This window comes from Streptomyces sp. NPDC002580, from assembly GCF_042889485.1.
Classification (GTDB): Bacteria; Actinomycetota; Actinomycetes; order Streptomycetales; family Streptomycetaceae; genus Streptomyces.
Genome location: NZ_JBIAQZ010000005.1, coordinates 191,730 through 215,688 on the forward strand (window position 1 = coordinate 191,730; position 23,959 = coordinate 215,688).

Annotated in this window: 18 protein-coding genes and 1 tRNA gene; 6 read left to right on the forward strand and 13 right to left on the reverse strand. The window is 71.7% G+C overall.

Annotated features, from left to right (window positions below; genetic code table 11):
- The first annotated feature begins 170 nt into the window (after nt 1-170).
- Complete coding sequence (locus ACFYW7_RS17595) at nt 171-3,878, forward strand: S41 family peptidase (RefSeq protein WP_389503059.1); 3,708 nt, start codon at nt 171-173, stop codon at nt 3,876-3,878.
- Nucleotides 3,879-3,938: 60 nt separating this feature from the next.
- Here ACFYW7_RS17595 and ACFYW7_RS17600 read toward each other — a convergent pair whose 3' ends face one another.
- The 4 genes from ACFYW7_RS17600 to ACFYW7_RS17615 form a co-directional block, all read right to left on the reverse strand.
- Nucleotides 3,939-4,124 carry a hypothetical protein gene (locus ACFYW7_RS17600; RefSeq protein WP_389503062.1) on the reverse strand — a complete coding sequence of 62 codons (186 nt, stop codon included), beginning with the start codon at nt 4,122-4,124 and terminating at the stop codon, nt 3,939-3,941.
- A 347-nt stretch (nt 4,125-4,471) separates the two neighbouring features.
- A complete protein-coding gene (locus tag ACFYW7_RS17605) occupies nt 4,472-5,356 on the reverse strand; it encodes an SDR family oxidoreductase (protein ID WP_389503064.1) in 885 nt (294 codons plus the stop codon).
- Nucleotides 5,353-6,351 (reverse strand): alpha/beta fold hydrolase, encoded by a 999-nt coding sequence (locus ACFYW7_RS17610; protein ID WP_389503066.1) that lies wholly within the window; start codon nt 6,349-6,351, stop codon nt 5,353-5,355. Before ACFYW7_RS17610 ends, ACFYW7_RS17605 begins: the two co-directional genes overlap by 4 nt.
- Nucleotides 6,348-7,907 carry a flavin-containing monooxygenase gene (locus ACFYW7_RS17615; protein ID WP_389503068.1) on the reverse strand — a complete coding sequence of 520 codons (1,560 nt, stop codon included), beginning with the start codon at nt 7,905-7,907 and terminating at the stop codon, nt 6,348-6,350. The genes ACFYW7_RS17610 and ACFYW7_RS17615 overlap by 4 nt, the downstream gene beginning before the upstream one ends.
- A gap of 305 nt (nt 7,908-8,212) precedes the next feature.
- Here ACFYW7_RS17615 and ACFYW7_RS17620 point away from each other — a divergent pair, with 305 nt between their 5' ends.
- Complete coding sequence (locus ACFYW7_RS17620) at nt 8,213-8,842, forward strand: MerR family transcriptional regulator (protein ID WP_389503719.1); 630 nt, start codon at nt 8,213-8,215, stop codon at nt 8,840-8,842.
- 544 nt (nt 8,843-9,386) lie between these two features.
- Here the strand turns inward: ACFYW7_RS17620 and xth are convergent.
- A complete protein-coding gene (gene xth / locus ACFYW7_RS17625; RefSeq protein ID WP_389503070.1) occupies nt 9,387-10,190 on the reverse strand; it encodes an exodeoxyribonuclease III in 804 nt (267 codons plus the stop codon).
- Between the two features lie 172 nt (nt 10,191-10,362).
- On the opposite strand from xth, the gene ACFYW7_RS17630 reads away from it, so the two are divergent.
- A complete protein-coding gene (locus tag ACFYW7_RS17630; RefSeq protein ID WP_389503072.1) occupies nt 10,363-10,839 on the forward strand; it encodes a GNAT family N-acetyltransferase in 477 nt (158 codons plus the stop codon).
- A gap of 450 nt (nt 10,840-11,289) precedes the next feature.
- Here the strand turns inward: ACFYW7_RS17630 and ACFYW7_RS17635 are convergent.
- The 7 genes from ACFYW7_RS17635 to galU form a co-directional block, all read right to left on the reverse strand.
- A tRNA-Ala gene (locus tag ACFYW7_RS17635) sits at nt 11,290-11,363 on the reverse strand.
- Between the two features lie 97 nt (nt 11,364-11,460).
- Complete coding sequence (glpR, locus tag ACFYW7_RS17640) at nt 11,461-12,753, reverse strand: gephyrin-like molybdotransferase receptor GlpR (RefSeq protein ID WP_389503074.1); 1,293 nt, start codon at nt 12,751-12,753, stop codon at nt 11,461-11,463.
- A 172-nt stretch (nt 12,754-12,925) separates the two neighbouring features.
- The gene (locus ACFYW7_RS17645) at nt 12,926-13,588 is read right to left on the reverse strand and encodes a GNAT family N-acetyltransferase (protein ID WP_389503721.1); all 663 of its coding nucleotides are present in this window, start codon (nt 13,586-13,588) and stop codon (nt 12,926-12,928) included.
- Between the two features lie 23 nt (nt 13,589-13,611).
- Complete coding sequence (locus ACFYW7_RS17650) at nt 13,612-14,145, reverse strand: molybdenum cofactor biosynthesis protein B (RefSeq protein WP_389503076.1); 534 nt, start codon at nt 14,143-14,145, stop codon at nt 13,612-13,614.
- Nucleotides 14,142-14,654 (reverse strand): cyclic pyranopterin monophosphate synthase MoaC, encoded by a 513-nt coding sequence (gene moaC / locus ACFYW7_RS17655; RefSeq protein WP_389503078.1) that lies wholly within the window; start codon nt 14,652-14,654, stop codon nt 14,142-14,144. Before moaC ends, ACFYW7_RS17650 begins: the two co-directional genes overlap by 4 nt.
- 163 nt (nt 14,655-14,817) lie before the next feature.
- Complete coding sequence (gene glp / locus ACFYW7_RS17660) at nt 14,818-16,140, reverse strand: gephyrin-like molybdotransferase Glp (protein ID WP_389503080.1); 1,323 nt, start codon at nt 16,138-16,140, stop codon at nt 14,818-14,820.
- Entirely contained in the window at nt 16,137-17,048 is a 912-nt protein-coding gene (gene galU / locus ACFYW7_RS17665) for a UTP--glucose-1-phosphate uridylyltransferase GalU (protein ID WP_389503082.1), read from the reverse strand. The genes glp and galU overlap by 4 nt, the downstream gene beginning before the upstream one ends.
- Before the next feature lie 132 nt (nt 17,049-17,180).
- Here galU and ACFYW7_RS17670 point away from each other — a divergent pair, with 132 nt between their 5' ends.
- Nucleotides 17,181-17,756, forward strand: coding sequence for a 5-formyltetrahydrofolate cyclo-ligase (locus ACFYW7_RS17670; protein WP_389503084.1), 576 nt, complete (start codon nt 17,181-17,183; stop codon nt 17,754-17,756).
- Between the two features lie 102 nt (nt 17,757-17,858).
- Here the strand turns inward: ACFYW7_RS17670 and ACFYW7_RS17675 are convergent, their stop codons facing one another.
- On the reverse strand, nt 17,859-20,627 hold the full coding sequence (locus ACFYW7_RS17675; protein ID WP_389503086.1) for a penicillin acylase family protein: 2,769 nt from the start codon (nt 20,625-20,627) through the stop codon (nt 17,859-17,861).
- Nucleotides 20,628-20,916: 289 nt separating this feature from the next.
- Here ACFYW7_RS17675 and ACFYW7_RS17680 point away from each other — a divergent pair, with 289 nt between their 5' ends.
- Both ACFYW7_RS17680 and ACFYW7_RS17685 read left to right on the forward strand, forming a co-directional pair.
- Complete coding sequence (locus tag ACFYW7_RS17680; RefSeq protein WP_389503088.1) at nt 20,917-22,416, forward strand: potassium/proton antiporter; 1,500 nt, start codon at nt 20,917-20,919, stop codon at nt 22,414-22,416.
- 249 nt (nt 22,417-22,665) lie between these two features.
- A complete protein-coding gene (locus ACFYW7_RS17685) occupies nt 22,666-23,928 on the forward strand; it encodes an MFS transporter (protein WP_389503090.1) in 1,263 nt (420 codons plus the stop codon).
- The last annotated feature ends 31 nt before the right edge of the window (nt 23,929-23,959 follow it).

Sequence of the window (23,959 nt, forward strand, 5' to 3'; positions counted from 1 at the left end):
CTTTCCCGCTTCGACGACACGGATTCGTATGTCCTTGAAGATACCCCCGACGCCAACGAAACGAAACCGTTTCGTACGTGTGCTGGGTCACTCCGGCGGCGCGGGAGTGAATACGGGATTTTCCCGGGCCACAAGTTGCCGGGGCCCGTCCGGCGGAAAAGCATGGTGAGGTGAGCGACGAGTACGAGAACGCGACGACGGACGAGAGCTCCCCCGGCTATCTGCGCTTCCCGCACCTGAGCGGCGACCGGTTGTGCTTCGTCACCGAGGACGACCTGTGGCTGGCCCCGCTGGACGGCCGGGGGCGCGCCTGGCGGCTCACCGTCGACCGCACCAAGGTCGGCCACCCCCGCTTCTCCCCCGACGGCCGCCACATCGCTTACACGAGCTGGCGCAGTTTCGTCCCGGAGATCCATCTGGCGCCGGTGGACGGCGGACCCGGCAGACGGCTCACCTACTGGGGCAGCGCGGACACCCAGGTGTGCGGCTGGTCCCCCGACGGGGACATCCTCGCCGTCGCCTCGCACGGCCAGCCCTTCTCGTACTTCACCTGGGCCTACTCCGTCCCCACCGACGGCGACCCCGGCCGCAAACAGCCCTGGGGCCCGGTCTCGGACATCGGCGTCGCCGACATCGAGGGCGAGCGGAAGACCCTGCTGCTCACCGGCACCCCACCGCACGAACCGGCCGCCTGGAAGCGGTACCGGGGCGGGGCCATGGGCCGCATCTGGCTGCACGGCAGGCAGTTGGTCCCCGACCTCGAAGGCCACCTCGCCTGCCCGATGTTCGTGCGGGGCCGGATCGCGTTCCTCTCCGACCACGAAGGCGTCGGGAACCTCTACTCGTGCGCGTACGACGGCTCCGACCTGCGCCGTCACACCGACCACGACGCCTTCTACGCCCGGCACGCCTCCTCGGACGGCACCCGGGTCGTCTACCAGTGCGCGGGCGACCTGTGGATCGTCGACAGCCTGTCCCCCGAGTCGGTCCCCCGCCGGCTCGACGTCGTCCTGGGCGGTCCGCGCGCCGGGCGGCGGTCGTACCAGGTGCCCGCCACCCAGCACGTGAACAGCATCTCCGTGGACGAGACGGGCCGGGCGAGCGCCGTGGTCGTACGCGGCAGCCTGTACTGGCTCACCCACCGCGACGGTCCCGCGCGCACCCTCGCTGACACCCCGGGCGTACGGGTCCGGCTCCCGGAGATGCTCGGTTCGGGCGGCCAGGTCGCGTACGTCACCGACGCGGAGGGCGAGGACGCCGTCGAGATCGCCTATCTGCCGCGCGCGACCGGCGACCGCCCGCCGCGCCGCCTCGCCTCCGGGATGCTGGGCCGCGTCCAGGAACTGGTGTCGGACCCACGGGGCGAGCGCCTCGCCATCGCCTCGAACGACGGACGCCTGCTCCTCCTCGACGCGACGGAGGAACCGGGGGACGCCTCCGGGGCGGAGGCGGGCGACCTCTCCGACGACGGTGAGCCCGGCGACGCCTCCGGCGCCGGGTCGGGTGGCACCTCCGAAGCGGAGGCCCACGACACCTCCGGTGCCGAGGCGGGTGACAGCTCCGGAGCCGGGTCGGGCGACGGCACGAGGGCTGGGCCGGACCCGACCGGTGCCGAGCCGGGGGACGTCTCCGGAGCCGGGACGGGTGACGTCTCACCAGCGGGGGCCGGTGGCACCTCGGGCACAGGGACCGGTGACGCTCCGGGCGCGACGCCCGGCGGGGGGCCCGGCACCGGGAGCGGCGCCGCTCCCGGCACGGAGGCCGGTGACACCCCTGGCCGTGGGACCGGTGACGCTTCCGGCAGTACGGAGGCCGGTGGCACTCTGGACGCGGATACCGGCGGCACCGGGTCCGGGGCCGGAGCGGGTGAGGTCGTCGAGCTCATCCGTTCCATCAACGGCCCGGTGACGGACCTCGCCTTCTCGCCGGACGGCGCCTGGTTGACGTGGTCGCACCCCGGCATCGGCCGGTCCCTGCGGCAGATCAAGATGGCCCGCATAAAGGACCGGCTGGTCGTCGACGTCACCAACGGCCGCTTCGAGGACGAGAATCCGGTGTTCACACGGGACGGCCGCTACCTGGCCTTCCTCTCCTGGCGCGGCTTCGACCCGGTGTACGACGTGCACACCGGGGACCTGTCCTTCCCCCTCGGCTGCCGCCCGTACCTCGTCCCGTTGTCCTCCGCCACCCCGTCCCCCTTCGCGCTGAACCCCGACGGGCGGCCGGCCGCCGGGGGCCTCGACCCCGTCGAGGAGGAATCCGGCGACGGCAGCACCACGACCGTCGAACTCGAAGGCCTGGAGAGCCGGGTGACACCCTTCCCGGTCACCGCCTCCAAGTACTCGGCGCTGCATCCGGTCTCGGGCGGCGGCCTGGTCTGGCTGCGCTGGCCGATCTCCGGCGCGCTGGGCGAGACCTTCGCCAACCCGGACGACACGACGGGCCGTCCGACCCTGGAGTTCTTCAACATCACCAAGGCGAAGAAGTCCGAACTCGTCGACCACCTGGACTGGTTCGCGGTGAGCGGCGACGGTTCGCGGCTGGTCGTCGTCGACGAGGGGGACCTGCGGGCGGTCCCCTCCACCGAGTCCGGCGACAGCGACTCGACCGTGTGGATCGACCTGCGCCGCATCCTGCACGAGGTGGACCCGTGCGCCGAGTGGCGCCAGGCGTACGCGGAGGCCGGCCGCATCATCCGCGCCTACTACTGGGACCCGAACATGTGCGGCATCGACTGGGACGCGGTCCTCGCGCAGTACCGCCCGCTGGTCGAACGGGTGGCCTCCCCCGACGAGTTCGCGGACCTGCTGCGCGAGGTCCTCGGCGAACTGGGCACCTCGCACGCGTACGTCTCGGCCGCGCGCCGCAACGAGGGCCCGCCCCACTACCAGCGCTGGCAGGGCCTGCTGGGAGCCAACTTCGTGTGCCGCGACGACAGTTGGATGATCAAGCGGATCCTGCCCGGCGACTCGTCCGACTCCAAGGCGCGTTCACCGCTGGCGGGCACCGGCATCCGCGAGGGTGCCGCGCTGACCCATGTCGACGGGCGCCCGGTGAACCCCGTCACCGGCCCGTACCCGCTGCTCGCCGGCGCGGGCGGCACGACGGTGGAGCTGACGTTCAGACCGGCGGAGGGCCGGGGCCGCTCCCGGCGGGTGGCGGTGGTCCCGCTGATCGACGAACGCCCCCTGCGCTACCAGGACTGGGTGGCCAAACGCCGCCAGGTGGTCCGGGAGTTGAGCGGCGGCCACTGCGGCTACCTGCACATCCCCGACATGGGCGGCTCGGGCTGGGCCCAGTTCAACCGCGACCTGCGGATGGAGGTCTCGCGCCCGGCCCTCATCGTCGACGTGCGGGGCAACGCGGGCGGCCACATCAGCGAACTGGTCGTCGAGAAACTGACCCGCACGATCCTCGGCTGGGACCTCACCCGCGACGCCCAGCCGGTGTCGTACGCCTCCAACGCCCCGCGCGGCCCGGTGGTGGCCCTGGCCGACGAGGCCACCTCCTCGGACGGCGACATGATCACCGCCGCGTTCAAACTGCTGAAGCTGGGGCCGGTGGTGGGGCAGCGCACCTGGGGCGGCGTGGTCGGCATGACCGGCCGCCACCGTCTCGGCGACGGAACGGTCATCACGGTGCCCATGAACGCCGCCTGGTTCGACGAGTACGGCTGGTCCGTCGAGAACCACGGCGTCACCCCCGACCTGGAGATCCTGCGCACCCCGCTCGACTGGGCGGAGGGCCGGCACGCCCAGCTGGACGACGCCGTCCAGCTGTCCCTGGACCTGCTCCGCACCCATCCCGCGGCGTCCCCGCCGGACCACTCCGACGTGCCGGACAGGACACGGCCGAAACTCCCGCCGCGATCGGGCTGACGGCGAATGGGGTGCCCCCTCGGAAGGGGGCACCCCATTCAGGCCGAGCGGGCCGGTCGATCAGGCGTCGTAGTCCTGGTCGAAGCGGTCCTGGGCTTCACGCTGGGTGCGCTCCGGGCCCTGCATCGCACGGTCACGCCCGGCGGGCGGACGCTGGCTCGCCTCTTCGCGCGGCTGGCCCGACTTCTTCTTGGCCTGCTTCAGCTGCTCGGCCTTGTTCTTGAACTGCTCCTGCATGCTGCCCATGAAAGTTCACTCCCGTAGGGGGTAGTGGGTGAGGGGGGTCGGCCCGATCCCGTTGTGGGGGGCGGGTGTTCGGGCCTCGACCAGACTGACACGCAGGGACGGAGCACGCATTTCGATCAGTCACTCACCGTGAGAATCCCTTGTGAGACCCCCCGGGGCGACGCCGGGGAGACCTCAGCGGCGCCCCCGCGAGGTCCGGGTGGCCCCGAGCCACCCGGCAGACCCGGCGGCCCCCCAGTGACCCCAGCGGCCCCGGGCGAGACCGACCCCGGCGCGACCCGTGGGACGGGGTTCGCCCCTGGCACCCGCCCCCACGGCCGGCCCCGCTGCCACCCACCCCCCGCGGCTCAGGGGGTCGTCGACGTCCGTTCCTGTTCGTCGGCGGCCCCGCCCGCTCCGACCAGCCCGGTCCGCACACCGCCGAGGCGCGGCCCGAACCGCCGCATCTCACGCTGCCCGACCGCCCCGATGAGCCCGGGCAGGTACCCGCGGACCCCCTGCATCCCGCGCAGCCACCACTGCGCGTACACATGGCTGGACCGGCGCTCGATCCCGGCCACGATCCGGTCGACGGCGGGACCCAGCGGGTACGTCTTGTTGGACGGCCACGGCAGCCGTTGCCGCAACTCCCGCATCACCTCGTCCTGGTCGGCGCCCCGCACCATGTCGGTGTCCGTCCACGACAGATACCCCACGCCCACGCGTACGCCCTTGAAGCCGACCTCCGCGCGCAGGCTGTGCGCGTACGCCTCCACACCGGACTTGGAGGCGCAGTAGGCCGTCATCATGGGAGCGGGCGTGATCGCGGCCAGCGACGCGATCTGCAGCAGGTACCCCCGGCTCTCGGTCAGCAGCGGCAGGAACGCCCGAGCGGTCACCGCCGATCCGATCAGGTTCACCTCGATCACCCGCCGCCAGGCCGCGGGGTCGGAGTCCATGAAGGGGCCCCCGCTCGCGACACCGGCGTTCGCGACCACGATGTCCACCTTGCCGAACCGCTCCTTGACCTCCTGGGCGACCCGCGCCATCGCCTCGTGGTCGGTGACGTCGGCGTACCAGTGGCCGCTCTCGCCGTGCAGGCGCTCCGCGACGCTCTTCAGCGCGTCCGCCTCCAGACCGACCAGCGCGACCTTCGCCCCGCGCGCGGAGAGCTTGCGCGCCAGGAGCTCGCCGACACCGCGCGCCGCGCCCGTGACGACCGCGACCTGTCCTTCCAGACTCACCCTGCTCATGCGCCCTCCTTCATCTCGGCGACCTCCGCGATTGCCACGCCCGCCGTGCCTGCCGTGCCTGCCACACCCTCCGCGGCCACCGGCGTTCCGGCGTTCCGCGCGTACGTCGTGACGAGTTCCCGGATCCGGGCGGTCACCAGCTCCGGCGCCTCCACCGGCGTCATGTGCCCGAGCCCCGGCAACTCGGTGCTGCCGACGCAGTTCGGCAGCACCGCCACCAGAGCACGCGCGTGCACCACCGGCGTCAACCGGTCCACCGTGCCCGCGATCACCGCCGTCGGCACCCTCAACTCCCGTACCCCGGAGTCGAGATCGAGCGAGGAGAGCACGGCCGACCAGGCGTGCCGCACCCCGCGCGGACAGGCGTGCACGATCCGCGCGCACGCCTCCACCATCGCCGGGGACGAACCCGGGCCCATGGTCGCGTACTTGAGGATCCTCTTGGCGATCGGCGTGACCGGCCCGAGCGGCGCGCGCGAACCGAGCACGGCCTGGGTGATCCGCGTCCGGAGCGGGCCGGCGCGCATCGGCAGCACGCGCGCCTCCGCGACGAGCCGCGTGCTCCCCGTGCTGCACAGCAGCGCCGCCGCCGCGTGCTCCCTGAACCGCGGCCGCGCCGAGGCGGCCATGATGGTCATCCCGCCCATGGAGTGCCCCGCGAGCACGGCCTGCTCACCCGGCGCCAGCGTCGCCGCGAGCACCGCCTCGAGGTCGTCGGCGAGCGCCTCCGTGCTGCACGTGGCGCCGACGGGGCTGCGCCCGTGTCCGCGCTGGTCGTACGCGATGACCCGGTGGTCGACCGCGAGGTCCCGGATCTGCGCCGCCCAGAAGGCGGTCGAGCAGGTCCAGCCGTGCGCGAGGACGACGGCCGGCGCGTCCTCGGGGCCGTGCACCTCCACGTGCAGCCGGGCGCCGTCCGCGGAGTGCGCGACCAGTTCCCGGGCGGGTGTGGGCGGCGCGTACGCGCCGTGCGCCTCGTTCGTAGGTCGGCTCATGCTCCTGCCTCCACCTTCGTCGTGCGGGTGCTCTGCGTGCCGGCGCCCCGCGTGCCCGGCTCCGGCGCGGCTCCGGCTTCGGGCTTCGGCGCCCGCAGCACGTCGTACTCCGCCAGGTCGACGCGGCGCGTGGCCCTGCGGAACTCGGTCGTCGTACCGGGCCACACGGTCGTGTTGACCCCGTTGGCATCGAGGTACCAGCTGGTGCAGCCGCCGGTGTTCCACACCGTGCGCTTCATCCGCTCCTGGACCCGGTGGTTCCAGTCGTCCACGGCGCCGGGGCGCGCGTCGAGCGCGGCGCGTCCGCCGAGGACGTCCAACTGCCGTACGAAGTCCGCCATGTAGTTCAGCTGGGACTCGATCATGAGGATCATCGACGAGTTACCCAGCCCGGTGTTGGGGCCGATGATCGTCATCCAGTTGGGGAAGCCCGCCGCGGTGGCGCCGCGCAGCGACTTCATGCCGGTCTCCCAGGCCTGCGCGAGCGTCCTGCCGTCCGCCCCGACGACCCGGTCGGCGATCGGCATGTCGGTGACGTGGAAGCCGGTCCCGAAGACGATCGCGTCGACCTCGGCCCTGGTGCCGTCGGCGGCGACCACCGTGGAGCCGTCGATCTCGGCGAGTCCGGAGGCCACGACGTCCACGTTCGGCCGGGTGAGCGCCGGATAGTAGGCGTTCGAGAGCAGGATGCGCTTGCAGCCGATCCGGTAGTCGGGGGTCAGCTTCGCGCGCAGCGCCGGGTCCTTGACGGCGCGGAAGATGTTCCGCTTGGCGAGACGCTCGACCAGGCCGAGTTCGTCGGGCCGCTTGGTGAACGCCTGTACCTGGAGTTCCCGGATGCCCCAGAGCAGCCCGCGCCTGGCCTGTGCCGTGAACGGCAGCCGCCGGTGCAGCCACCGCTCGGCGCCGCTGACGGCCCGGTCGACCCGCGGCATCACCCACGGCGCGGTGCGCTGGAAGACGGTCAGGGCGGCGACGTCGGGCTGGATCGCCGGCACGATCTGGATGGCCGAGGCGCCGGTGCCGACCATGGCGACCCGCTTGCCGCGCAGGTCGTAGTCGTGGTCCCAGCGGGCCGAGTGGAACACCTTCCCGGTGAAGGTGTCGATGCCCGGGATCGAGGGGATCTTGGGGTCGGAGAGCGGCCCGGTCGCGGACACCACGACGTCCGCGGTCAGGGACCCGCCGCTCGTCTCGATCTCCCAGCGCAGCTTCTCGGCGTCCCAGGTCATCCGCTCGACCTCGCGGCCGAACCGCAGATGCGGCCGGAGCCCGAAGACGTCCGTCACGCGCTCCAGGTAGGCGCGGATGTGCTCCTGCCCGGAGAAGGTGCGCGGCCATTCGGGGTTGGGCGCGAACGAGAACGAGTACAGGTGCGACGGGACGTCGCAGGCGCACCCGGGATAGCTGTTGTCGCGCCAGGTGCCGCCCACGCTGTCGGCCCGCTCCAGGACGACGAAGTCGGTGATCCCTTCGCGGCGCAGCCGGACGGCCGCCCCCAGCCCGCCGAACCCGGACCCGATCACCGCCACCCGTACATGCTCGTGCTCGGTCATCCCGACGCCTCCCTAGCCCGCACGACCCTGCCAGTGAACACTGGCACAATCGGGAGGGTAGAGCAGCCGCGTACTGATGGGTAGGGGTCGCGACCGGGAAAGTTACCGGGGGTACGACGTAGGGTGCGCACGTGGCCGAGGGATCAGGAAAGCGGGGCGCGGAGGCGCGAGCGGGGGGCGCCCAGACACGGAGGTCCGGCACGCGCCGGCCGGACACCGGGGGCCGCCCGGCCCGGGAGCCCGGCCCCGGCCCGCTCGCGGACGCCGACCGGTCCGCCCCGGAGGCCCGCAGACGCGAGTACCGCATGGAGGAGCTGGCCGAGGAGGCCGGCATCACCGTGCGCACCCTGCGCTTCTACCGGGAGCGCAAACTCATACCCCCGCCCCGGCGCGAGGGTCGCATCGCCTGGTACGACGACACCCACCTGGCCCGCCTGCGCACCATCTCGGCGCTGCTGGAACGCGGCCACACCCTCAACGGCATCGCCGAACTGGCCGAGGCCTTCGACCACGGCCGCGACGTCGGCGAACTGCTCGGTCTCGGCGAGCCCACCGAGGAGACCCCGGTCCGTCTCTCCCCCGAGGAACTGGCCGACGTCTTCGCGGGCCAGGCGACCCCGGAGAACCTCGCCGCGGCGCTCGACCTCGGCTACCTGGGCACGGACGGCGGCGAGATCGTGCACATCAGCCGCCGCCTGCTCGACGTCTCGGCCGCCCTGGTCCGCGAGGGCATACCGCTCGCGGACGTCCTGACGGCCGCCCGCCGCGTACGCGAACACACCGAGGCGCTGGCCGAACTCTTCACCACCCTGGTCCTCACCGCGGACCGCACCCCCGAAGACCTCCAGCGCCTGCGCCCCCTGGCGAAGAGCGTGGTGGAGGCGGAGCTGTCGATGGCGATGGACCGACAGATCAGCCGACGCCCCCGTCCCTGAAGGCCCGCTGCGGGACAGCCGCACAGCCGACCAGCGAGGTCATCCCTGACATCGGCCCGGCGCTGCTCACCGAGGAGGGGTTCCAAGCTCTGCGGGACGCCCTCGGCGCCCGCTCGAACGGGACTCGTCCCAGGCACCGGGAGACATCCCTCTTGACCTGGGTCGCGCACCGTACGAGGTGCAGCGGCCGCCTGTACTTCGCCCCGCGGAAGGCTCACACGTACGGCGACTACGTCCGCCGCGCTTCCGCCCGCGGCACAACCTGACCTGCTCCCGCCGGCATCCGCGCCGGTCGGCTGGACGACTGCACCGTCAGCCGCTATCGAGAGACATTCGCCACGGACGGCGGGGTGACCCGAGAGCAGCTCCTCAAAGACGGAGTTCGCGTCATGGTCGCCGAAGGACGGTCAGGTGGTGGACCGGACCGCCTGGCCGGACCGGACACCTCGCGGCTGACGTTCACCGTCACGGGCTCCCGCCGGATCGGCCGGAGCCCTGAGAACAGGGTGGGGTGCAGTGATCCTTCGCCCCCACCCTGTTCTTTTCAGACCTCGAAGACAACCGTCACTGGAGCATGGTCGGACCAGCGCTCCTCGTGCGAGGCGGCCCGCTCCACATATCCCTTGACCGCGCGCCGAGCCAGCCCAGGAGTGGCGACCGCGAGATCGATCCTCCACCCTGAATCGTTCTCGAAGGCCCGCCCCCGGTACGACCACCACGAGTACGGCCCCTCGGCGTCCGGGTGCAGGGCTCGTACGACGTCCACGTAACCGCCGTCGGCCGCGTCGAGGACCCGGCCCAGCCACTCCCGCTCCTCGGGCAGGAAGCCGGAGTTCTTCCGGTTGGCACGCCAGTTCTTGAGGTCGGCCTCCTGGTGGGCGATGTTCCAGTCGCCGCAGACGACGACCTCGCGCCCGTCGGCGGCGGCCCGCTCCCTGAGCCCCTTCAGGTACACGAGGAACTCCCCCATGAACCGGATCTTCTCGTCCTGCCGCTCGGTCCCGACCTCGCCCGAGGGCAGGTAGAGGCTCGCGACGGTGACACCGGGCAGGTCCGCCTCGACGTACCGCCCGGTGGAGTCGAACTCCTCGGACCCGAAGCCGATCCGGACGCGTTCGGGCTCGCGGCGTGTGTAGAGGGACACACCCGCGCGTCCCTTGGCGGCGGCGGGGGCGTGCACGACGTGCCACCCCTCGGGCGCGCGCACGCCCTCGGGAAGCTGCCCCGGCTCGGCCCGCACCTCCTGGAGGCACAGCACGTCCGCGGAGGTCTCCGCGAGCCACTCCACGAAGCCCTTCTTCGCGGCGGCCCGGAGTCCGTTCACATTCACAGAGGTCACAGTCAGCACCCGGGCACGATACTCAATCGGCGGCGCCCGACCGAAGCCGATCAGCCGGACCCGACGGCCGGCGGGACCACGACCGCGGGACGGCGGGGCCGGCGCGCGGCGGAACCGCCGCGGTACCGCACCATGGATATCGACTCCACCCACCATCCCGCATAGATGTACGGTACTTCGCATGCATATCCGTCCGGTCCCCTACGACCACCCCGACGCCGTGAAGCTCGACGACCAGGTCCAGGCCGAATACGCCGTGCGCTACGGCGACGGCGGCGACGCCACACACCTGGACGCGCGGATGTTCACGCCGCCGCTCGGCCTCTACCTGATCGCGTACGACGAGCGGGACCGCCCGGTGGCCACGGGCGGCTGGCGCACCCAGGACGAGAACGACGAGGGCTACGCGGACGGGGACGCGGAGCTGAAGCGCATGTACGTGGTTCCCGAGGTCCGCGGCCTCGGCCTCGCCCGGCGTGTCCTGGCGGCCCTGGAGGACGACGCCCGCGCGGCCGGCCGCGTCCGCATGGTCCTGGAGACCGGCAGCAAGCAGCCCGAGGCGGTCGCGCTCTACGCGTCGAGCGGCTACGAGCCGTGCGCCAAGTTCGGCTACTACCGGTTCCACGAACTGAGCCTCTGCTACGCCAAGGCCCTCTGAGCCCACCGCGAACCCGGCCCTCGGACGCCGCCGAGGACGGTGCCGGGGGGTGCCGGGGGGTGCCGGGGACGACAAGGTCTGCGCCCTCGCCGGACCGGCCGCCGGCCGGCGGCACTTCACCACGGGCACGGTGTACCTGACGCCCGACGGCGGGGCGTTGGAACTCGGCACCCCGGGCACGAGCGGCGGCATCCGCTTCTTCCGCCGGCCGACCGGTCCCGGGGGGCGCCCGCACGAACGGGGGCGCGGACGAGCGGCGCCCCCAGACCGCCGCGCCCTCGCAGCCACCCCGCCGGGCACCCCGCGGCCGGACAAGCCCTCGCGGAACCGCCGACCCTGACCGCCGAACAGGATCGGCGGAAAAGGACCGGAAGCAGTTGCCGCGCCGCCCTGCGGCACAACACCAAAGAGCCCCAGCCGGATCTCTCCGGCTGGGGCTCTGAGCTGCGGTGGACCTGTGGGGATTTGAACCCCAGACCCCCTCGATGCGAACGAGGTGCGCTACCAGACTGCGCCACAGGCCCTTGCAACGAGTGAAACTCTAGCATCCCGATCGAGGTGCTTGGAAATCCGTTCCCGGCAGGTCAGCCAGGTCCTCGCGAGCGCGCGTGGCCGCGCCCGTCACTCGTTGGCCGCGCGCGGCCGTGCACCGTCCTCGTACTGGTCGAACAGCGGCGTCCGGCCGCGTTCACGGGCCCGCCGCGCTGCGGCGGCGCGCCGTGCGTCGCTGCGGCCGTCCTCCGTGTCGTCCGGGTCGCCCGCGTCGTCGGCGGCGTCGAGGGCGTCCTCGGCGGCCGGCTCCGATCCGGGCGCGCTCGGCTCGACCGCGCTGGACCGCGCGGAGCTCCAGGCGTCCGGCGCCCCCAGGTCGACGCTGGACGTCGCCCGGGGCGCGACCGGAGCGGTCACGTAGGTCGGCAGGGGAACCGGTACCGGGTCCCAGCTGTCCCCCTGGCCGGGGCCGCGCTGCCGCTCGCGCTGCTGGTCGACCCACTCGGCGTGGTCGGTCTGCTCGACGAGCGCCCGGCGGTCGGCCGCGAGTGCCGAGAGACCGGAATCGGTGTCGGGCGCGGGGCCCTCCTCCGATTCGTCCGCTCCGGGGTCGGCGGCGGCCCGTCGGCGGGGCTGGCGCTCCCGGAGCCGCTGCGCCGCCGCCTCGGCCCGGCGCCGGTCCATGGTGTAGGTGAAACGACGCTTCTCCTGGGCCCGCAGGTACACGATGTACGCGCTCAGCATCAAGGCCGGTACGGCGGGCGCCCAGAGGAACGCGAGTCCGCCGACGGCCGCCACGATCGCGCCCGACGTGAAGGCGAGGAAGATCAGGACCGTCGTACGCCGACGGCGCGCGAGGACCTTCGTACGCTGGGCGCGCGCTGCGGCTTCCGCCGAGGGTGCCCGGCGTGCGCCCGGTGCGCGGCCCGCCGTGGACGGTGCCGGCCGCTGGGGCGCGGACTTGGCCGAGGGTCTCGGCGAGGACGGACCCGGCTGCTGCGGTACGGACCGGGCGCCGCCCGAGGTGTCGTACGCGCCGCTCTCCCTGACGGGCGACCGGGCGCCCTGTTTCCGCTCCGCCTGGACCGGCTCCGGCACCTGTACCCGCTCCTGGACGTGCGGACGGTGCTGGGCCGTCGCCTGGGGCCGGGTCGGCGGTACGGCGAAGGCCCGGACGTCCACCGAATCGGTGACGTCGTCCGGGTCGGCGCTGAACTCCTCCTCCTCGGCGGAGCGCGCGCGCAGGTCCTTGGCGTATCGACGCTCCATGCCCGCCCGTCCGGACAGCAGCCGGATGGCGGTGCTGAAGCGTTCCGTCGGACGGGCTTCGTTCAGCTCGTCCTGCCTACGGAGCCACATCGGCACCAAGTAGGCGGCCCAGGCCCCGACGATGACTGCGTAGATGAGGCCGCTGCTGCTCACGCCTCACACGGTAGAGGGGTTTGTGTGAGGCCATCTGCCAATTGAGCCGGTGTGTCGCACGATCCGGCTGATATTTCGAGCTTTTTTTGTGACCGATGCGATCAGCAGGCCGCCGGGAGCGCGAATTTAATGCCCCGAGGTGATCACTCACCGATCATTTCGAACACTTATTTCATTTCCCGACGTTGCCCGGCTTGCTCGGGTTCTGCGAGCCGGGCTGGTCCGATCCCACCTGCTCCGACCGGGACTTGGCCGAACGCGACCGGCGCCAGCGCGCGAGCAGCCCCTCGGGCACTTCCTCCGCGGTGAGCGCGAAGACGAGATGGTCCCGCCAGGCACCGTCGATGTGGAGATAGCGCGGGCGAAGCCCTTCCTCGCGGAATCCGAGTTTCTCCACGACCCTGCGGCTGGGCCCGTTCTCGGGGCGAATGCAGACCTCGACGCGGTGCAGCCCGACGGTACGGAAGCAGTGGTCGCTCACCAGCGCCACGGCCGTCGGCATCACTCCCCGGCCCGCCACCGACTGGTCCACCCAGTAGCCGACGTGTCCGGAGCACATCGAGCCCCAGGTGATCCCGGCGACGGTCAACTGACCGACCAGCCGCCCCTGGTACTCGATCACGAAGGGCAGCATCCGGCCCGCGTTGGCCTCGGCGCGCAGGTGCCGGACCATCTGCCGGTACGTCGGCCGGTGCGCTATCGGACCGCTCGGCGTGGGGGGCGGGATGGTCGCCTCCCAGGGACGCAGCCAGTCACGGTTGCGCCGGTTCACCTCACGCCAGGTCCGCTGGTCGCGCAGCCTTATCGGCCGGAGGACGACATCGCCGTCCACCAGCTCGACCGGCCACGAGGGGCTGTTCAGCTCGCACCTCCACGGCCGACGGGTCTGGGGTGGTCGCCGCCGCGCATCTGGTCGACGGCGTGGATCAGGAGGGGGCGCAGTACGGTCAGGCCGTCCTTCACCCCGCCGGTGGAGCCCGGCAGGTTGACGATCAGGGTCCTTCCGGCGACCCCGGCGAGCCCGCGGGAGAGCGCGGCCGTCGGCACCTTGTCCCTGCCGAACGCCCTGATGGCCTCCGCGATGCCCGGCACCTCGTGGTCGAGGACCCGCCGGGTCGCTTCCGGGGTGCGGTCGGTGGGCGAGAGCCCGGTGCCGCCGGTGGTCACGATGACGTCGTAGCCGGCTTCGGCACCGGCGCGCAGCTCCGCCTCCACGGGGTCGCCGTCGGGGACGACCCGCGGCCCGTCGACCGCGAAGCCGAGCTCCGTGAGCCCCTCGGCGATCAGGGGGCCGCCCTTGTCCTCGTAGACGCCCGCGGCGGCGCGGTTGGAGGCCGTGACCACGAGGGCGCTGTAGGGCGCCCCCAGGGCACCTCCGATGTCGCCGCTCATGCCCGGCTCCAGTCGCCCGACTTTCCGCCCGTCTTCTCTTCCACCCGTACGTCCGTGATGACCGCTCCCTTGTCGACGGCCTTGACCATGTCGATCACGGTGAGGGCCGCCACGCTGACCGCGGTGAGGGCTTCCATCTCGACGCCCGTGCGGTCCGTCGTCCTCACGGTGGCGAGGATCTCGACGGCCTCGTCCGTGACCGACAGGTCAATCTTGACACCGGACACGGACAACGGGTGGCACAGCGGGATCAGGTCCGGCGTGCGCTTGGCTCCCATGATCCCCGCGATGCGCGCGGTGGCGAGGGCGTCACCCTTGGGGACCCCCTCGCCGCGGAGCAGCTCGACGACGCGCGGCGAGACGAGGACACGGCCGCTCGCGCGCGCGGTGCGGGCGGTCACGTCCTTCCCGGACACGTCGACCATGCGAGCGGCGCCCACCTCGTCGATGTGCGTCAGTCGGTCCTGCACAGAGGGTCCGGAGGTCTCCCCCCGGGACGGAACAGTCATGTGCGTGGGCGCTCCCGGTCAGGGCCCCTCGCGGTGCGGCGCGTGGGCCTGGTGTGCGCGACACGTTACCGCCCACCCGTCCACCGCTACGCCCCGGCGAGGAGCCGTGCGCCCCGCTCGCGCCCCGGGCCCGCGGCGGCGGGCTTCCTCCCCTCCCGGCCGCTCAGCCGAGCAGCACCACCTCGACGTCGGCGCCGGGCTCGACGGTGGTGTCGTCCTCGGGGACGACGATCAGCGCGTCGGCGTGCGCGAGAGCCGCGACCAGGTGGGATCCGGCGCCGCCGACGGGCGTCACGACACCGTCCGCGTACGTCCCGCGCAGGAACTGCCGACGTCCCTTCGGCGAGGTCAGCGCCTTGCCCGTGGAGAGCGTCGCCCTGGTGGTGGTCCGGTGGACGTCCTTCAGCCCCATCAGGGTGCGGATCGCGGGGCGCACGAAGAGTTCGAAGGAGACGTACGAGGACACGGGGTTGCCGGGGAGCGCGAGCAGCGGGGTGTGGTCGGGGCCGATGGAGCCGAAGCCCTGGGGCTTGCCGGGCTGCATGGCGAGCTTGCGGAAGTCGATGCCGCCGCCCGCCTCGTCCTCGTCGGCGACCGACGACAGGGCTTCCTTGACGACGTCGTAGGCGCCGACGCTGACCCCGCCGGTCGTGACCAGCAGGTCCGCGCGCACGAGTTGGTCCTCGATGGTCGAGCGCAGCGTCTCGGCGTCGTCCGCGACCGCGCCCACCCGGTAGGCGATGGCTCCCGCGTCGCGGGCGGCCGCGCACAGCGCGAAGCTGTTGGAGTCGTAGATCTGGCCGGCGCCCAACTGCTCGTCGGGCTGGACGAGTTCACTGCCGGTGGAGAGCACGACCACGCGCGGGCGAGGGCGCACCCGCACGGTGCCGCGGCCGATCGCGGCCAGCAGGCCGATCTGCGGCGGGCCGAGGACGGTGCCCGCTTCGAGGGCGCGGTCCCCGGCCCGTACGTCGCTGCCGGTCGCGCGGACGTGCGCGCGCGCCTCGGCGGGGCGGTGCACGTGCACCTGTCCGTGCGAGCCCTCGGGGGACGCGCTGTGCGCGCGCATCCCGGAGACCGGGCCCTCGCCGAGTCCTCCGTCGGTCCACTCGACGGGGACGACGGCTTCGGCGCCGGGCGGCAGCGGGGCGCCGGTCATGATGCGGGCGGCCTGGCCGGGGCCCACGTGGGGCTGCTCGGCCTGACCGGCCGCGACATCGCCGACGACCGTGAGCACCGCCGGGTACTCCTCGCTCGCGCCCGCCACATCCGCGACCCGGACCGCGTACCCGTCCATCGAGCTGTTGTCGAACGGCGGCAGCGAGACCGGCACCGTGACGTCCTCGACCAGGACGCAGCCCTGGGCGTCGAGGAGCTGCAGCTCGATGGGTTCGAGGGGGCGGACGGTCGTGAGGATGTCCTCCAGGTGGTCGGCCACCGACCAGAGGTGGTCCTCGTCGGTGGTGCGGGTCGCGGCGCTGCTCAAAGTCCCTGCATCTCCTCGGCTACGTAACTGCGAAGCCAGGCACGGAAATCCGGGCCCAGGTCTTCACGTTCGCACGCGAGTCGGACAATGGCACGCAGGTAGTCGCCGCGGTCCCCGGTGTCATAGCGCCGGCCCTTGAAGACGACACCGTGCACCGGGCCGCCGACCTTCTCGTCCGCGGCGAGCTGCTGGAGGGCGTCGGTGAGCTGGATCTCGCCGCCGCGGCCCGGCTCGGTCTTGCGCAGTATGTCGAAGATGTGCGGGTCGAGGACGTACCGGCCGATGATGGCGTAGTTGCTGGGAGCGTCCGCCGCGTCCGGCTTCTCCACCAGGCCGGTCACCTTGACCAGGTCGCCCTCGTCGGTGGCCTCGACGGCGGCGCATCCGTAGAGGTGGATCTGCTCGGGCGCGACCTCCATGAGCGCGATGACGCTGCCGCCGTGCCGCTCGTGGATGTCGACCATGCGGGCCAGCAGGGGATCGCGGGGGTCGATCAGGTCGTCGCCGAGGAGCACGGCGAAGGGTTCACGGCCGACGTGCGGGGCCGCGCACAGGACGGCATGACCCAGACCCTTGGGGTCGCCCTGGCGTACGTAGTGCATGGTCGCGAGGTCGCTGGACTCCTGGACCTTGGCGAGCCTGCTCGCGTCGCCCTTCTTCTGGAGCGCCGATTCGAGCTCGTGGTTGCGGTCGAAGTGGTCCTCGAGGGGGCGCTTGTTGCGCCCGGTGATCATCAGGACGTCGTCGAGACCCGCCGACGCGGCCTCTTCGACCACGTACTGGATCGCCGGCTTGTCGACGACCGGCAGCATCTCCTTGGGAGTGGCCTTGGTGGCCGGCAGGAACCGGGTGCCGAGGCCTGCCGCGGGGATGACAGCCTTACTGATCCTGGGGTGTGACTCAGTCATGCCCGCAACCATAACCGGTGGCTATGTTCTGAATCTGTGGCTCCGGTTAATTCGCTCTCATATGAGCTGATTAGGACAACCATGGAGCCACCTGTGAGCCACGTCGGACGTCAACCGGAGCCTGACAAGCGAATGTTGCGGCGCGGGTTCCTTTCGGTGAGAAGCGGGTTGACGCCCGATGACGTGCGGGAAACCGCCGCGGCCCTTGCCGCCCGCGCCCTGGAACTGCCCGAACTGGCGCACGCGGGCACGGTGGCGGCGTACGTCTCCGTGGGGAGCGAGCCGGGCACCCTCGCGCTCCTCGACGCGCTCCTCGCGCGCGGCGTGCGTGTGCTCCTGCCGGTCCTGCTGGCGGACAACGATCTGGACTGGGGGGCGTACACCGGGGCGGACTCCCTCGCGCGCGTCCAACACGGCCGGAGAATGGCCCTCTTGGAGCCCACGGGCGAGCGGCTGGGGCCGGAGGCCGTGGGGGACGCGGACGCCGTCCTGCTGCCCGGTCTCGCCGTCGACGCGCGCGGCATGCGGCTGGGGCGCGGCGGAGGCTCGTACGACCGCGTCCTGGCCCGTCTGGAGCGTTCGGGCGCCGATCCCGCGCTGGTGGTGCTCCTGTACGACTCGGAGGTCGTCGAGCGGGTCCCCGGGGAGGAGCACGACCGGCCCGTCCACGCGGTGGTGACGCCCTCCGGCGTGCGCCGCTTCCGCTGACCCGACGGGCCGCGGACGCGAAGCGGCCCTCCACGCGTGCGTGGAGGGCCGCTGTCGTCGGACACGTCTCAGGACGTCACGGTCCCGGCGTCCGCCGGAGCCTCACGGCTTCAGGACCAGCGTGTCGCTCGTCGCCCCGGTGACGGCCTTCTTCGAGAAGGCCCAGGGCAGGAGTTCGCCCTTGGCCCACTTCTCCGTCTGGTCCGTGTAGTGGGCGCTGTAGGCGTGCCCGGAGGCACCGGAGAGGTTGATCCACTTGGACTTGTCGAGGTCCCCGAGGTTGACGATCATCCGCATCGACGGCACCCAGACCACGCCGTAGCCGCCCGCCGCGTTCCAGCCGGTCGCGTTGACCGTCGCCTCCCCGCCGCTGAGCTTCCAGGGGCCGCGGTTGAGCATGTACTGCAGGAAGCGGGGGCCTTCGGTACCGAGGGTCTGGTTCTTGAGGAACAGGCGGTGCAGCCGGCCCCAGCTCCAGGTGTCGAGGTCCTTGCCCAGCTTGGCGGTCAGCTCCCAGCGGGCGTCGTTCATGGCCCGGCCGAACAGCTCGTCCCGGGTGTCGGTCGCCTTGTCCGTACGCGTCCCGGGCGACTTCCACCAGTCGTTCTTCTCATCATCGATGATCTTGCGGACGACCTCGAACCAGCGGTCCCCGCCGTCCGGCTGGGCCTGGTCCGCGTCGCGCTGACCGCACTCGCGCACCGACTGGTCCTCGTCCGCGGGACCGGTGGCGTCGATCCGGTCGACCCACAGGCACTGACCCTTGACCCGCAGCTCCTTGGGCAGCTTGTTGCCGAAGGCGAGCTTCAGGATGTTGCGCCAGGTGGCGTTGAAGTAGGCCGCGGCGGCGGAGTCGGCGTCCTGGGTGTAGTCCCAGCCCTCCAGGAGCTTCTGCGCGTTCCGGACGTCCTTGTCGGGCACGTCGATCTTGAGCAGCTTGGGCACGAGCAGCTTGGCGATCTCGCTGCTGTTGTCGAGCTGCATCTGGCGCATGTCGTCGGTCGAGATCTTGCCGACGCCGTTGATCTTCGGCTCGATCAGGTCGGCGATGCGCTGGCTGCGGGTGCCGTAGCCCCAGTCCTTGGTGAGCGTGTACGGGTACTTGTCCGGGTCGACGACCGCCTGGTTGGCGGTCACGATGTAGCCGCGCTTCGGGTTGTACTCGTACGGCAGGGCGGACGGCTTGATGTAGCCGGTCCAGCGGTACTTGGAGTCCCAGCCCGGCGAGGGGAGCGAGCCGTCGACGCCCTTGGCGCGCGTGGGGATCCTGCCCGGCAGCTGGTAGCCGATGTTGCCCTCGGCGCCGGCGCCGTCGGCGTAGACCAGGTTCTGGGACGGCACCTCGAACAGCGTGGCCGCCTTGCGGAACTCGGTCCAGTCCGACGCCTTGTCCATCGCGAACACGGCGTCCATGGTGTTGCCCGGGTCGAGCGCGGTCCAGCGCAGCGCTATCGCGTAGCCGTCCCCGCGGTCGGGGGCCTCGGAGTCGACGGTGGCCTTCTTGCCGACGTTGACCAGTTCGTCGTCGCGGTCGGAGAGGAGCGGCATCCCGTCCTCGGTCGACCGGACGACGATGGTCTTGGACGCGCCGCCGGCGACCTTGATCGTCTCCCTGCGGGTCGTGAAGGGCAGCACCTTGCCGTCGTACTCGTAGCCCTTGCCGGTGATCTTCTCCAGGTAGAGGTCGGTGACGTCGACCCCGGAGTTGGTCATGCCCCAGGCGATGTCCCCGTTGTGGCCGATGACCACGCCCGGCATGCCCGCGAAGGTGTAGCCCGAGACGTCGTACTGGCACTTGGCGGAGACGCTGGTGCAGTGCAGGCCCATCTGGTACCAGACCGAGGGCAGCGACGCCGACAGGTGCGGGTCGTTGGCCAGCAGCGGCTTGCCGGTGATGGTGTGGCCGCCCGCGACGACCCAGGAGTTGGAGCCGATGCCGTTGCCGTTCACGCCGACGGCGGTGGGCAGGTCGTCCAGGACGTCGTAGAGCCCCGAGAGCTGGCTCTGGAACCCGGCGGGCGCCTCGGTGCCGCCCGCGAGCCCGGTGCCGGCCGTGCCGGTCGTGCCCGCGGTGGTGGCGGCCGCCGAGGTGTACGCCCCCGTGACGGTGTCGTACGAGCCGGTCTGGACGATCGTCTTGTTCCGGCTGTACGGGTACTCCGGGTACAGGTCGGCGATCTGCTTCGGGCCGAGCCTGCTCGTCATCAGCGAGCGGTCGATCTCGTCCTGCATGTTGCCGCGCAGGTCCCAGGCCATCGCCTTGAGCCAGGCCACCGAGTCGACCGGGGTCCACTCGGTCGGCCTGTAGTCGTTGGTGAACCCCAGGGCCGCGTACTCCAGGGAGATGTCCGCGCCGTCCTTGCCCTTCAGGTAGGCGTTGACTCCGCCGGCGTACGCCTGGAGGTACTTCTTCGTGGAGGCCGACAGCTTGGTGTCGTACTCCTTCTTCGCGATCCCGTCCCAGTCCAGCGTGCGCAGGAACTCGTCGTTCTCGACCTGGCCCTTGCCGAACATCTCGGACAGCCGGCCCGAGGTCATGTGACGGCGCACGTCCATCTCGTAGAACCGGTCCTGCGCCTGGACGAAGCCCTGGGCCATGAACAGGTCCTCGTCGGACGAGGCGTAGATCTGCGGGATCCCGTTGCCGTCGCGTTTCACGTCCACGGGGCCTGACAGCCCGTCGAGCCGGATGGAGCCCTTGGTCTGCGGGAAGGAGGCGCGGACCGTGCTGATGCTCCAGTACGCGCCGAAGGCGATGCCTCCGATGATGGCGAGAACCAGGACAATCAAGAACAGTCGGGCTTTGCGCCCCTTCTTCCTGCCGGACTTGCCGGGCTGCTGGCCGGAAGAGGCGGTGGTGTTGGGGGGCATCGCTGTCCTTGCTGTCCTAACGCGAGCGGCAGGCGGTCCTGGAGTGCTGGGGCAACCATAGGCGCAGGGCCAACCACGCCTTGACGCGGAGTAGGAAACCGGAAGCACGACCGTTCGATCTTGCCTCCGGGAACGTCAAGAAAGCGTCAAGAGTTAGGTAAGGTAACGAAGTACTTGCACTGAAGTGCCCGGCTTCCGGTGCTCAGATCCGGAAGCCGCCCCGGGCGGATCCGGATCGGCGAGAAAGGAACAGCCCCTGACTGTCCACCACCTCAACCAGCTCCTGCTCGTGTGCTCGCTCGTCCTGCTCATCGCGGTGGCGGCGGTCCGGATCTCCTCACGCAGCGGGCTCCCCACGCTGCTCGTCTACCTGGGGATCGGCGTCGCCATGGGCCAGGACGGAGTCGGCGACGTGCACTTCAACAACGCCGAGCTGACCCAGGTCATCGGATACGCGGCCCTCGTCGTGATCCTGGCCGAGGGCGGTCTCGGTACGAAGTGGAAGGAGATCAGACCGGCCCTGCCGGCGGCCTCCTCGCTGGCGTTGGTGGGCATCGCGGTGAGCGTCGGTGTCACGGCCTCGGCTGCGCACTACCTGATCGACCTCGAGTGGCGCCAGGCCCTCATCATCGGAGCCGTCGTCTCGTCCACGGACGCCGCGGCCGTCTTCTCCGTCCTGCGGAAGATCCCGCTGCCCGCGCGCGTGACGGGCATCCTGGAGGCCGAGTCGGGCTTCAACGACGCCCCGGTGGTCATCCTCGTCGTCGCGTTCTCCACCGCGGGACCGGTGGAGCACTGGTACGCCCTGCTCGGCGAGATAGCGCTGGAGCTGGCCATCGGCGCCGCCATCGGCCTCGCGGTCGGGCTGCTGGGCTCGTACGGACTGCGGCACGTGGCACTGCCCGCCTCCGGCCTCTACCCGATCGCCGTGATGGCGATCGCGGTCGTCGCGTACGCGGCCGGCGCCCTGGCCCACGGCAGCGGCTTCCTCGCCGTCTACCTGGCCGCCATGCTGCTCGGCAACGCGAAACTGCCGCACTGGCCCGCCACGCGCGGCTTCGCCGAGGGGCTCGGCTGGATCGCCCAGATCGGCATGTTCGTGCTGCTCGGCCTGCTGGTCACCCCGCACGAGATGGGCGACGACATCGTGCCCGCGCTCGTCATAGGCCTGGTGCTGACCATGGTGGCGCGGCCGCTGAGCGTCGTGGTCAGCCTGCTGCCGTTCCGCATCCCGTGGCAGGAGCAGGTGCTGCTGTCCTGGGCGGGGCTGCGCGGCGCCGTTCCCATCATCCTGGCGACGATCCCGATGGTGAGCGGCATCGCCGAGAGCAAGCGGATCTTCAACATCGTGTTCGTCCTGGTCGTCGTCTACACGCTCGTCCAGGGCCCCACCCTGCCGTGGCTGGCCCGCAAGCTCCGTCTCGGGGGACCACCGGGAGCCGCCGACCTGGGCATCGAATCGGCGCCCCTGGAACGACTGCGCGGGCACCTGCTGTCCGTCGCGATCCCCGAGGGGTCACGGATGCACGGCGTCGAGGTGGGCGAGCTGCGGCTGCCCGCGGGCTCGGCGGTCACCCTCGTCGTCCGGGACGCGAACTCCTTCGTGCCGGCGCCCACGACGGTCCTTCGGCTCGGCGACGAACTACTGGTGGTGGCCACCGACCCGGTCCGGGACGCGGCCGAGCGACGGCTGCGCGCGGTGGGCCAGGGCGGCAAGCTCGCCGGCTGGCTGGGAACCGGTGAGGACGGGACGGAACACCATCGGACGCGGCACCGGACCGGACTCTAGGTACGAGGGCGTTTCACAGGCGGGCGATGCCATGGTGCTCGTTTTCACAGGCGTGGAACCAACCACCCCTGTACGATGAAGGCACACCTTGATCGAACCAACTCTGCCTGACGCAGAGCTGGCGCGACCGTATGGCGGCCGTGACGTCCTCCCGCAGAGGCGCCGGTATCTACCGCAGATCCGCGCAAGAGGACAGCTCTCGGCGCCCCCCGCACGGGCGCGCTACCAGGCGGCAGAAAGGCACGGGCCGTGGCATCCACGGTCACCTCCCGTCCTGGATACGGACAGTTGCTGCGCACCCGCGGCGCGTGGACGTTCCTGCTCCCGGGCTTCGCCGCTCGCCAGCCGTTCGCCATGCTGACGATCTCCATCGTGCTGCTCGTGCAGCACACCACCGGCTCCTACGGGACCGCCGGCGCGGTCGCCGCCGTCACCGGTGTCTCCATGGCCCTGTTCGCGCCCTTCACCGGGCGGCTGGCCGACCGGCACGGACAGCGGGCCGTCCTGCTGCCCGGCGTTCTCGTGCACGCCGTGGCCGCCTTCTCGCTGACCGCTCTCGCGCTGGCGGGCGCCCCCCTGTGGGTGCTCTTCGCCGCCGCCGTGCCGACCGGCGCCTCGGTGCCCCAGGTCGGCCCCATGGTGCGCGCCCGCTGGGGCGTGAAGCTCCAGGGCTCGCCCCTGATGCCCACCGCGGCGGCCTTCGAGTCCGTCACGGACGAGCTGACCTTCGTGTTCGGACCGCTGCTCGCCACCGCGCTGTGCACGGCCGTGGACCCCGCCGCGGGCCTGCTGACCGAGGCCTCGCTCACCCTGGTCGGCGGTCTCCTGTTCGCCGCCCAGAAGAGCACGCAGCCCTCGGTCGCCGCCGACGGACACGCGCGCGTGAAGCACGCTTCCGCTCTGCGGAACCCCGGAGTGCGCGTTCTGATCGTGACGTTCCTGGGCATCGGCTCCGTCTTCGGCGGCATGCAGGTCTCCCTGGCCGCCTACAGCGAGTCGATCGGCGAGCCCGGCCTGAACGGAGTCCTGTACGGCACCTTCGCGGCCGGCAACATGCTCTCCGGCATCGTCTGCGGCGCCATCGCCTGGAAGGTGGCTCCCCGGCGACGGCTCGTCCTCGGGTACGCGGCCCTCGCGGTGGCGGCCTCCGGGCTCTGGGCCGCGGACTCCGTGATCGTGCTCGCCGGCCTCGGCCTGGTGGTCGGCATGTGCATCGCTCCGGCCCTGATCACCGGCTACACCCTGGTCGAGAGCCTGGTTCCGCAGGGCGCCCGCACCGAGGCCTTCACCTGGCTCACCGGCGCGGTCGCGCTCGGCCAGGCGGCGGCCGTCACGGTCGCCGGACAGTTGGAGGACCGGCTCTGGGACGGCGCGGGTTTCCTGGTGCCGACCGCCGGTACGGCACTGGCCCTGGTGACCCTGGTGGCACTGCGTTCACGCCTCGCCGCACAGGCCCCGAGCAGGACCGTCGCGCGTGGCGTCGGTCACCGAGTGCCGGTGACAGTGGACTGATCTCGCGGAATACGTCAGTATGGACCGTCGT